The organism is Rhodomicrobium sp. (assembly GCF_047605405.1).
GTDB classification, from domain to species: Bacteria; Pseudomonadota; Alphaproteobacteria; order Rhizobiales; family Rhodomicrobiaceae; genus Rhodomicrobium; species Rhodomicrobium lacus.
In genome coordinates this window covers 1-10,463 of the sequence record NZ_JASGFR010000064.1, presented here as the reverse complement: position 1 = coordinate 10,463, position 10,463 = coordinate 1, and the positions used below count along the sequence as shown (strand labels likewise).

Annotated in this window: 8 protein-coding genes, 1 tRNA gene and 1 pseudogene; 5 read left to right on the top strand and 5 right to left on the bottom strand. The window is 63.7% G+C overall.

Annotation, left to right across the window (positions count from 1 at the left end):
- Positions 1-207: 207 nt before the first annotated feature.
- The 3 genes from QM659_RS16440 to QM659_RS16430 form a co-directional block, all read right to left on the bottom strand.
- Positions 208-981, bottom strand: coding sequence for a Bax inhibitor-1/YccA family protein (locus tag QM659_RS16440; RefSeq protein ID WP_127077111.1), 774 nt, complete (start codon positions 979-981; stop codon positions 208-210).
- A 128-nt stretch (positions 982-1,109) separates the two neighbouring features.
- Positions 1,110-3,671 carry an ABC transporter permease gene (locus QM659_RS16435; RefSeq protein WP_415189253.1) on the bottom strand — a complete coding sequence of 854 codons (2,562 nt, stop codon included), beginning with the start codon at positions 3,669-3,671 and terminating at the stop codon, positions 1,110-1,112.
- A complete protein-coding gene (locus QM659_RS16430) occupies positions 3,668-4,411 on the bottom strand; it encodes an ABC transporter ATP-binding protein (protein WP_303488123.1) in 744 nt (247 codons plus the stop codon). Before QM659_RS16430 ends, QM659_RS16435 begins: the two co-directional genes overlap by 4 nt.
- On the opposite strand from QM659_RS16430, the gene QM659_RS16425 reads away from it, so the two are divergent.
- A complete protein-coding gene (locus tag QM659_RS16425; protein ID WP_415189252.1) occupies positions 4,412-5,119 on the top strand; it encodes an arylesterase in 708 nt (235 codons plus the stop codon). It begins immediately after the preceding gene.
- A gap of 93 nt (positions 5,120-5,212) precedes the next feature.
- Positions 5,213-5,563 (top strand): hypothetical protein, encoded by a 351-nt coding sequence (locus QM659_RS16420; RefSeq protein WP_415189251.1) that lies wholly within the window; start codon positions 5,213-5,215, stop codon positions 5,561-5,563.
- A gap of 64 nt (positions 5,564-5,627) precedes the next feature.
- Here the strand turns inward: QM659_RS16420 and QM659_RS16415 are convergent, their stop codons facing one another.
- Positions 5,628-7,181 (bottom strand): aldehyde dehydrogenase family protein, encoded by a 1,554-nt coding sequence (locus QM659_RS16415; RefSeq protein ID WP_415189250.1) that lies wholly within the window; start codon positions 7,179-7,181, stop codon positions 5,628-5,630.
- Positions 7,182-7,309: 128 nt separating this feature from the next.
- Between QM659_RS16415 and QM659_RS16410 the strand changes: the two genes are divergently transcribed.
- Complete coding sequence (locus QM659_RS16410; RefSeq protein ID WP_415189249.1) at positions 7,310-8,848, top strand: peptide ligase PGM1-related protein; 1,539 nt, start codon at positions 7,310-7,312, stop codon at positions 8,846-8,848.
- A 550-nt stretch (positions 8,849-9,398) separates the two neighbouring features.
- Positions 9,399-9,473 (top strand) — tRNA-Glu (locus tag QM659_RS16405).
- Positions 9,474-9,593: 120 nt separating this feature from the next.
- Here QM659_RS16405 and QM659_RS16400 read toward each other — a convergent pair.
- Positions 9,594-10,001 (bottom strand): annotated as a pseudogene (locus QM659_RS16400) (tyrosine-type recombinase/integrase); the annotation flags it as partial.
- 211 nt (positions 10,002-10,212) lie between these two features.
- Between QM659_RS16400 and QM659_RS16395 the strand changes: the two are divergent.
- On the top strand, positions 10,213-10,353 hold the full coding sequence (locus QM659_RS16395) for a hypothetical protein (protein WP_415189248.1): 141 nt from the start codon (positions 10,213-10,215) through the stop codon (positions 10,351-10,353).
- Positions 10,354-10,463 lie beyond the last annotated feature (110 nt).

Genomic DNA, 10,463 nt, shown 5'->3' with positions numbered 1-10,463 from the left:
AATGATCGCGCCGGATCGCCTTTGTAATGGCGGTAGCTTGCGATCTGCAACAGTCCCTCGATGCTCACCATTCCGAGCACGCTCTGTTGAGGGAACCGGCTTCTTCAGCATGACCCGCTGAATCAAAAAAGCTCCCGCCGAGGCGGGAGCTTTGTCAGCAGTGTGACGGCCCCTCGCGGGGCCTTTTTGCTGCACTTGCGGAGAAAGCTACTCGCGGCGGTCGCCGAAGAGCTGCAGCAGCGCCACGAAGATGTTGATGAAGTTGAGATAAAGGCTCAGCGCGCCAAGGATGGCGGCACGGCCCAGCGTCTCTTCTCCATACTGCGCCTGAGCGTAGTAATTATCCTTCAGCTGCTGCGTGTCATAGGCGGTGAGGCCCGTGAAGATCAGCACGGCGAGGACCGAGATTGCGAACTGAACCGCAGTCGACCCCACGAAGATGTTCACAAGGCTCGCGATAACGATGCCGATCAGGCCCATGAACAGGAACGAGCCGAACTTCGTCAGGTCGCGCTTGGTCGTGTAGCCCCAGAAGCTGACGGCGCCGAAGGTCGCGGCGGTGATGAAAAAGATGCGTGCGATCGAGTTACCGGTGTAGGCGATGAAGATACTCGAAAGCGACAGCCCCATCAGCGCTGCGAACAGCCAGAACACGGCTTGCGCGGTTGCGGCGCTCATCCTGTTGATCGTCGCCGAGAAGGCGAAAACCACGATCAGCGGCGCGAACATCACGAGCCACTTCACCCAGCTTTTGAAGATGACCGTGCCGAGCGAAGTCAAGCCGACGATCTTGCCGGCATCGTTGGTGATCACGGACTGGCTGTAGATCGCGTAGGCCATGACACCCGTCACGACCAGTCCGATACCCATGTAATTGAAAACGCGGATCATGTACGCGCGCAGACCTTCGTCAATCGCGAAGGCGTCCGTGCGCGCGCGAGCATTCACGTTATATGCTCGAGACGTGTCGTAGTCTGCCATTGTCCTCTTTGGTCCCTGACATCTTTTCTAAAAAGGTCTGCGCAGAAGGTCTTCCAGGTTTCACCCCGGACGGCCTGGAGCACGGCCTCATTGTCAGGCGGCCTGCCCTGTCGTCGCCATCCAGACGTTCACTCGGAACGCAGATATTGCGCCGGTTTCGCTGAAAGGACTTTGAATGTCCCCAACGCACCCAGCGCAGTGACGAATATGGTTTCAATCGCCGATGGCTGCAATAGCGCCGATAGCGACACAACAAAAGTTAATCCCATGACATATTTCACGATAACCCACGCTGCCAAAAGCCCAAGCGCGGCTGCGACCGCCGAAAGGCAAGCCGCAAGCATCAGGTATTCAAGAAGATGCGCCGTTATGACGCGGCGCTTACTGGCCCCGAGCGTGCGCAGCACGACCGCTTCGTAGATGCGCCGCCGCTGGGCCGTGAGGAGAGCGCCCGCGACCACCAGCGCGCCCATGATGAGCGTGATGCTGCCAGCGGCACGCACCGCCGTCATGATTTTCTCGAATACGCCGTTGAAGGCGGCGAGGGCGTCGCGCACGCGGACGGCGGAGACTGAAGGATAAGCACCGGCGACGGCCTTCATCACCTCGGCTTCGCCCTTGGCGTCGGGCGTTTTGCCTTCCGGCCATGAAAGCGTCGCGAGCCAGGTGAACGGCGCGGCCTTGAGCGCGTTCGGCGAGAAGATCATGACGAAGTTGATGTCGATCGAACCCCACTTCACACTGCGGAAGTTGGCGATCTTCGCCTGCAAGTTGCGGCCGAGCACGTTTACCGTCACCATGTCGCCGACCGCAAGCCCGAGCGCCTTGCCGATCTCCGCCTCGAAGGAAACGAGCGCCTCGCCATTATGGTCGGCGGGCCACCAGGCGCCTTCGGTGATTTGCGAGCCCGACGGCACAGCGTCCGAATAGGTGATGCCGCGGTCGCCGTTCAGCACCCACTCGGCGGACGATGGAGCCTTGATCTGCTCGACCGGCACCCCCTTCAGCGCAACGAGCCGCCCTCGCAGCATCGGCGCTGTGGCGATGCGCGCGTCTGGCGTCTTTTCCTCCAGCAGATCCTCGAACGCGGCGAGGCTTTGCTTCGGGATGCCGATGAAGAAATAGCTTGGCGCGTGCTCCGGCAGCCGCGTCTTGAGTTCGTTCGTGAGCGATGCATCGACAAGCGAGACGGCGGTCAGCAGCGTCAGCCCCGCGCCGAGCGAAAGCGCGATGGTGCGCGCGAGACTGGCCGGCCCCGCGATATTCGCGAGCGCGAGCGCCACTTCAGGCCGCTTCGGCCTCGGAAGCCGCGCGGCGAACCGGCGTATGCCCGCGCCGATAAACCAGAACAGCACGAAAACCGCGAACAGGGCGGCAGCCGTAGCGGCGGCGATCTTCTGATTCTGCGACAGAAGAATGGCCGAGGCGGCGAGCAGCGCCACCGCGCCGAGCGAGGCGTAGCGATAGGCGCGCGGCGGAAGCCATGCCGCGTCCTCGCTGCCGTTGCGGAACAGTTCGGCAGCCCGCACCTGTTGCGCGCGCCCGAGCGGCCACAGGATGAAGGGCAGCGCCGTCAGCGCACCGAACAGCGCCGCGAGCCCGAGCGCTTCCGGCTGGAACCCCGGCTCGAGGCTCACCGGCAGGAGGGCGCTTGCCAGCCCCGCGACAAGCCACGGCACGGCGAGTGCAATTCCGAAACCGATGAGGATACCGAGCGCGGCAAACAACGCCATCTCGATGAGAAAGACATGAAAGATCGTCCGCTGCGATGCGCCGAGCGCCTTGAACGTTGCGATGGTCCGCCGCCGCCGCTCGACGAAGGCCGAAACCGCGTTCGCCACGCCGATACCGCCGGTGAGCATCGCCGTCAGCCCTACGAGCGTCAGGAACTCGGCGAGCCGGTCCAGCGTGTTGCGGATGCCGGGCGTGGGGTCCGATGTGTCGCGCAGGAGAAAGCCCGCTTCGGGAAACGCCGTGGACAACGCAGCCTTGAACGTGGGCGGCGCGCCGCCTTCAACCTTGATGCGATACGCCCAGCGCACGAGCGCGCCAGGTTCGGCGATCCCCGTCGCCCTGAGCGCTTCGGACGACATCAGGATGCGCGCGCCGAAGGCCGGCCCCGCAGCGAAACGATCCGGCTCCTGTCCGAGCACTGCGACGACCGGGAACGATGCCTTGCCGAGCGTGATCTCGTCGCCGAGCTTGAGGCCAAGCTGGTCCAGTATGGTGCGATCCACCGCGAGGCCGCCGCGCCGGACGGCATCGAGGTTCTTGCCTTCCTCCATCGTCACCGTGCCGTAAAGCGGATATGCGCCGTCCACGGCTTTCAAATCGACGAGCGCCTGCGCGTTCGCGTCGGGGCGACGCGCCATCGCGCGCATGGTCGCGACCTCGCTGACGCGGCCGACGCTTTCGAGGAAGGCGCGCTCGTCGGTGTTTGCCTGCCGATGGATGAGCGTCGCCTCGACGTCGCCGCCGAGCAGCAGCGTTGCGTCGCGCGCCAGCGCATCGCGGATGGCGCCTGAAAGGCCGTTGATCGCGCCGATGGCGCCCGTGCCGAGTGCGATGCAGACGAGGAAGATCCAGAAGCCCGCCACGCCGCCGCGAAGGTCGCGCAGAGCAAGGCGAAGGGCGAGCGGCAGGGCACGGCTCCGCGTGCGCGGCGCTTCCGTTTCGGTGGCAACCGTCATGCCGACGCCGTCTCCTGGATCGACGCCGCGATCCGCCCGTCATGCATGGCGACGACACGCTCGCAGCGTTTCGCCAGCGCGGGGTCGTGCGTCACAAGCACGAGCGTCGTGCCGAAGCGGCGATGCAGCGAAAAGATCAGGTCCATGATCTGACGCCCCGTTTCTCCGTCGAGATTGCCGGTCGGCTCGTCCGCGAACAGGATGCTCGGCTCCGCGACGAGCGCCCGGGCCAGCGCCACGCGCTGCTGTTCGCCGCCGGAAAGCTGCCCCGGAACGTGATGAAAGCGGCCCGATAGTCCGACCTCGGAAAGCGCTGCCTCCGCGCGTTCGAACGCGTCGGCGCGATTGAGAAATTCGAGCGGCAGAGCCACATTCTCGATGGCCGTCATGGTCGGGATCAGGTGGAAGGACTGGAACACGATGCCGATCGAGCGGCCCCGGATCGCGGCGAGCGCGTCTTCGCCAAGCGTCGTGAAATCCTCGCCCGCGACGATGACGCGGCCCGAGGTGGCGGCTTCGAGGCCGGTCATCACCATGAGCAGCGACGACTTGCCGGAACCGCTCGGACCGACCAGCGCGACGGACTGTCTTTCCGATACGGAAAGATCGATGCCGCGCAGGATGTCGACTGCGCCCGCGCGGCTTTTCAGCGTGAGCGTCACGCCTTTCAGATCTATGACCGGAGCGGCCCGGCGAGGCGCGCCGGCGTGCGGCGCTTCGGAAACCGAGGGAAATTGCAAATGAGACACCGTTTCGAGACTTCGTTGCCGCGCTTCATATGGAAAGGATTGTCGGCAATTTCGACTGCGTTCGCCGCGATTTTTGTAACCGCTTTCGTCATGTCGCCCGCGCACGCCACCGAGCCTGAGAAGGAAATCGTGATCCTCGCGTTCGGCGACAGCCTGACGGCGGGCTTCCAGCTTCCACCCGACAAGTCTTTTCCGGCGCAGTTGCAGGCAGCGCTTCGCGCTAAAGGATATCCCGTGCGCGTCCTGAATGCAGGCGTCTCGGGCGACACGGCGGCGGACGGCGCGGCGCGGCTCGACTGGAGCCTGTCCGAGCCCGTCGATGCGGCGATCGTCGAACTTGGTGCGAACGACATGCTGCGCGGTCTCGATCCGAAGCAGACGGAAGCCTCGCTCGATGCGATCCTGAAGGCGCTGTCAGAGAAGCGGATCGAGCTTCTGGCCGCCGGCATGGAGCCCTTGCGCAATTGGGGCGAGGACTACGCCGCGAGCTTTCGCGCGATGTGGCCCCGCCTCGCGGAGAAACACCACGCGATCCTCTATCCGTTTTTTCTGAAGGGCGTCGCAACCGTGCCCGCGCTCAACCAGCCGGACGGCCTGCATCCGACAGCCGACGGCGTCGCGGTCATCGTGCGCAACATCCTGCCGGACGTGGAAAAGCTGATCGCGCGAGTGAAGGAGCAACGGTCCCGCACCCAGTGATTCAATTATTAATCGAATTGCCGATAACGGAAAAAGCCCCGCGCAGGGTTCCTGGGAAAGACTGTCCTTCAGCGAATCCCGGAGGATAGAACCATGCGCGCAGGAGAAGTCATCCCGTTTCATCGGAGCGTCTGGCCGTCGCACATCAATGTCAGCGAGGCTCCCCAGACGCAGGGTGCGGCCATCACCATCTCGCGCAACGAGACGAGTGTTTCCATCGTCGCAAGCGAAGATGACGCGGGCGCGCTGACGATCTCCACGCCGCGCGGCCCGCTCGAAGAACAGGTCGATTGGCGCAGCCTGAAGGATTTTCCCTTCATCGAGGAAGTCACGACCGAACGAACCGCGACGGGCGAAGTCCGCAAGCTGCGCCTCGCCAAGTTCGACGATGTCGTCATCGGCGCCGACGCGCGCGGCAACGTCTATATCGACTGGCGAAGCTGAGCGCGCGAAATGGCGTGAGCGAAAGCGGGCGTGGCTCTGCCCGCCCGGTGTCGGCTGCTATCGGCTACCGCCCCACCTCGAACTTCACGCCCTGCGCGAGAGGAAGCGTCGAGCCGTAGTTGATGGTGTTGGTGGCGCGGCGCATGTAGGCCTTCCATGAGTCGGAACCGGCCTCGCGGCCGCCGCCCGTTTCCTTCTCGCCGCCGAACGCGCCGCCGATCTCCGCGCCGGACGGCCCGATATTGACGTTTGCGATGCCGCAATCCGAGCCGCGCGCGGAGAGGAACAGTTCCGCCTCGCGCAGATCGTTGGTGAAGATCGAGGACGAAAGCCCCTGCGGCACTTCATTGTTGAGCCGAATGGCTTCCTCGAAGTCGTTATAGCGGATCACGTAGAGGATCGGCGCGAAGGTTTCCTTGAGAACGGGGCCGACCTGCTCAGGCATCTCGATCAGCGTGGGCTGGACATAGACGCCGCCCTCGGGCACGCCCGCGCGGATGCGCTCGCCGCCGGTGAAGAGGCTTCCGCCGGACGCCTTCGCCTCCTCGAACGCCTTGTACATCGCCGCGTAGGCCGCCTCGTCGATCAGCGGGCCGACAAGCGTGCCATCGTCCAGCGGATTGCCGATCTTCACGCTCACGAACGCCTGCTTCAGGCGCGGCACGAGCTTGTGATAGACGGAATTATGCACGAACAGCCGCCTGAGCGACGTGCAGCGCTGGCCCGCCGTGCCCATCGCGGCAAAGGCGACCGCGCGAAGGCTCAAATCGATGTCGGCGGTCGGGCATACGATGGCCGCGTTGTTGCCGCCGAGTTCGAGGATGGCGCGAGCGAAGCGCGAGGCAAGGCGCGGGCCGACCGCGCGGCCCATTGCCGTGGAGCCCGTGGCGGAGACGAGCGGCACGAGGCGGTTATCGACAAGCGCTTCGCCAGCCTCGCGTGCGCCGATAACGACAGATGAAAGCCCCTCCGGCGCGACATGCCCCGCCTTGCGGTATCGCGCCGCCGCCCGCTCGAACAGCGCTTGCGTGGCGAGCGCCGTCAGCGGCGTTTTCTCCGACGGTTTCCACACACACGCGTTGCCGCAAACGAGCGCGAGCGCCGCGTTCCAGGCCCATACCGCCACAGGAAAGTTGAACGCCGAGATGATGCCGACCACGCCCAGCGGATGCCACGTCTCCATCATGCGATGGTCCGCGCGCTCGCTCGCGATGGTGAGGCCGTAAAGCTGCCGCGAGAGGCCCACCGCGAAATCGCAGATGTCGATCATCTCCTGCACTTCGCCGAGGCCCTCGGACGCGATCTTGCCTGTTTCGATGGTCACGAGGCGGCCGAGAGCTTGCTTGTTGGCGCGGAGTTCCTCGCCAAACAGCCGCACGAGTTCGCCACGCGCGGGCGCCGGAACGCTGCGCCAGACGAGGAAGGCTTCATGCGCCGCATCGACCGCCGCGTTCATGTCGGACGCACCGCCGAGCCGCACGCGCCCGATGATCTCACCCGTGATCGGCGTCTTCGCCTCGAACGCGCCGCTCGAATGAGCCTCGCTCGAAACACCTAAATCTCCGAGGAGCGCGCTGACATCGCGGGGAAGGGAGCCGGTCTCGGGAACTGAAGTCATCGATTTTTCCTTAACGAGCAGGGAATGTGCCGCATCCGCTTCGCTTGTCGACTGGAAGCAATGTCGGTACCTTTTCAATATAATATTGGAACGCTCGGTAAAGAGCGGAAGAACCACGGGAAACGCGCTTGAGCGGGGCTAATGCCGTAACTTTCGAGCCGGTCGAACTGGCAAGGTCGAAAGTCTTGCAGGATCACTTCCGCGAGACCTACGCGAAGATTTTCGCCGACCCGAATACGCCGCGAACTGTGGTGATCGTGCCAAGCATTACCTTCGACCGCGAAGTGATGGCGCGCATCGCGGGCGTTCACCATTATGAAGAGCGGCTGCTTTGCCTGCTTCTGCTGCTCCGTTTTCCCCGCACGCGCGTCATCTACGTTACGAGCACGCCCATCGCGACGCCGATCATCGACTATTACCTCCATCTTCTGCCGGGCATCCCGGCCCAGCACGCCAAAAAGAGGCTCGTGCTTCTCTCCTGCTACGACAGCTCCGACGCGCCGCTCTCCGCCAAGATCCTCGCGCGCCCGCGCCTCATCGAGCGGATCAAGGCGGCGATCCCCGATCCGCACGCGGCGCATGTGACCTTCTTCACCGTGACGCCGCTCGAAAAGAAGCTCGCGCTGAAGCTCGACCTGCCGATTTACGGCTCGGATCCCGACGTTTCCTGCTGGGGCTCCAAGAGCGGCTCGCGCAAGATATTCCGCGAAGCGGGCATCGCCATGCCCGCGGGCTTCGAAGACCTTGAGAACGCGGACGACATCGTGAACGCGCTCGTTGCGCTGAAGGAGCGCAACCCGGCGCTGCGGCGCGCGGTGGTCAAGCTGAACGACGGGTTTTCCGGCGAAGGCAACGCGCTGTTTCGCTTCGAGGGCGCGCCTGAAACGGGCCTTTCCGACTGGGTGCGCGAACGGCTCCCGCATATCGGCTTCGAATCGGCTGAAATGACGTTCGACGCCTTCATGGAAAAGTTCGAGCTTATGGGCGGCATCGTGGAGGAATTCATCGAGGGCAAGATCAAGCGTTCGCCCTCATCGCAGTTCCGTGTCGATCCCGTGGGCACGCTTGAGACCATCTCGACGCACGATCAGGTGCTCGGCGGGGCGAACGAGCAGGTGTTTCTCGGCTGCAAATTCCCCGCAGATGAAGGCTATCGCCTCGACATTCAGGAACTCGGACGCCGCGCGGGCGAGGTGCTCGCGTCGAAAGGCGCGCTCGGCCGTTTCGCCATCGATTTCATGTCGGTGAAGGACGACGAGGGTGAGCCGTGGCGCCATTACGCGATCGAGATCAACCTCCGGAAGGGCGGCACCACGCACCCGTTCCTCATGCTGCAATATCTCACGGCCGGCCGCTACGAGCCGAAAACCGGCCTGTTCTACAGCGCGGCGGGCAAGCCGTGCTTCTATTACGCGTCGGACAATCTTCACGCGGACCATTACCGCGGGCTGACGCCGACCGACCTCATCGACATCGCCGCCACACAGAGGCTGCATTTCGACGCCGCGAAGCAGGAAGGCGTCGTGTTTCATCTCGTCGGCGCGCTGTCGGAGTTCGGCAAGCTCGGCGTGCTCGCCATCGGCGACACGCAGGAAAAAGCCTATCAGTCCTACATGCGAAGCGTGGCGATCCTCGATGAGGAGGGCACGCGGCACGATGGCGTTTAGAGCGGTTTCCGTTGCTTTTGGCCGCGTGACTTGAAGTAATTGGCGCACTCGTCTGGCTTGAACAGGCCGGCGAGCCTGCCTGGGCGGGACCACAGCGCCGTTGACGGTGCGATCGCCAGCCTTGCGGAGCATGATCCTGAGACCGGAGAACGTCGTTTCGATCGGATTGAAATCACGCTGTATGAGCTAGTGATGTCGTATGGCCTCGGAACAGCGCGAAGCCGGCAAGCGCCGCGCCACCTGCCGCGGCGAAAGCGTTGAAGCGTGCCTTGTCGCTCGTCGGACATCAGGACAATCGTCGGTGCCAAGGGCGACGGCGGCGCGCCCGAACGACGAAGGTTGATCGGGATTATTGTCGCAAGCCCCCCGCTGCATGAGATCGAGTGCCTGATTTCGAAAAATGGTTGAGCGCACCCTACGAATTCGGAAATGGAAGGTGCACGGTCCCGTCACCCCTGCCCGCACGGAATTGCTTTTCGATGCGTCTTGGCCCTTGCCAAGCCGTGCAAAACCCGCTTTATATCCCGGACCGGCCGCAAGGCCGCTGAGCGCCCCCTTCGTCTATCGGTTAGGACGCAAGATTTTCAATCTTGAAAGAGGGGTTCGACTCCCCTAGGGGGCGCCAATACCTTTTTAAGTCATTGTTTCTGCCATCCTTCTTCCTCAGTGGGACAGCGGGTGGGACAATGCTCTCCAGGCTGAGTTTGGCCGCGCCGCTTGCGGCAAGCTTCTTTTGCGCGGCTTTGCGGGTGTAAATCCGCGCCATATTGGCGTCGTCCCAGCCGAACATCGCCATCAACTCATGCTCGCTTGCGCCGGCTTCGGCGGCGCGCACCGCGCCGATCTTCCTCAGCCCATGCGGGGAACATTGCGGCAGCCCGGCTTCCCGGCACCATTCGCGAAAAATGTTGCCGAAGCCAGCCGCGCTGTGCGGCTTGCCGTATGCGGTTTCGAGCCACGTCGCGGGGCCAAGCGCGCTCGCATCGAGGATGGCGCGAAGCGGAGGCAGGATCGGCAACGTCAGAACTTTCGCGCCGTTCTCCCGGCCCTTGAACTGAGAGAAGGTGACAAACAATCCATCCCTGTTCTCGTGTTTCTTGCCAATCCGCACGGCATCCGAGCGGCGCACGCCAAGATAAAGCATGATCGCCATTGCAAGCCGTGGCTTCGAGCCAACGGGCCAATGCGCCTCGAAGGCGTCCACATCGTCGTCGGTCCAGGTGTAGAAGCCGTCCGACCCGCTTTTCAGCTTTTCCACCTTTTCAGCCGGGTTGGTCGCGACGAGATCGTTCTTCAGCGCCCAGGCGAACAAGGCCGAGAGTTGCTTAAGGCGGAAATTCGCTGCCTCCGGCAGATCGGCCTTCATGTCCCGAAGCTTGCGCATCGCCCAGGATTTGAAAGAAGCCGTGGCAAGGGCTGCCGAAGTAGAGGGGATCCCCGTCGTCGAGTGGGTCGAGCGGAGCTTCCGGGCCTCGCTCGACGGCGATGAGGCCGTGAGTGATTAGCGTCGAGGCGCTAGCTTCTATCAAACGGCCTCACCGCTTCATCAATCGGCCCAGGGGTTAAGCAGCGGAACGCCCATCGGCTCGAAGTCGCGGACGTTGCGCGTGACCAC

Coding starts and splice junctions, on each gene's coding strand:
- QM659_RS16440 (WP_127077111.1), bottom strand. CDS start 981: ATGGCAGACTACGACACGTCTCGAGCATATAACGTGAATGCTCGCGCG.
- QM659_RS16435 (WP_415189253.1), bottom strand. CDS start 3,671: ATGACGGTTGCCACCGAAACGGAAGCGCCGCGCACGCGGAGCCGTGCC.
- QM659_RS16425 (WP_415189252.1), top strand. CDS start 4,412: ATGAGACACCGTTTCGAGACTTCGTTGCCGCGCTTCATATGGAAAGGA.
- QM659_RS16420 (WP_415189251.1), top strand. CDS start 5,213: ATGCGCGCAGGAGAAGTCATCCCGTTTCATCGGAGCGTCTGGCCGTCG.
- QM659_RS16415 (WP_415189250.1), bottom strand. CDS start 7,181: ATGACTTCAGTTCCCGAGACCGGCTCCCTTCCCCGCGATGTCAGCGCG.
- QM659_RS16395 (WP_415189248.1), top strand. CDS start 10,213: ATGTCCCGAAGCTTGCGCATCGCCCAGGATTTGAAAGAAGCCGTGGCA.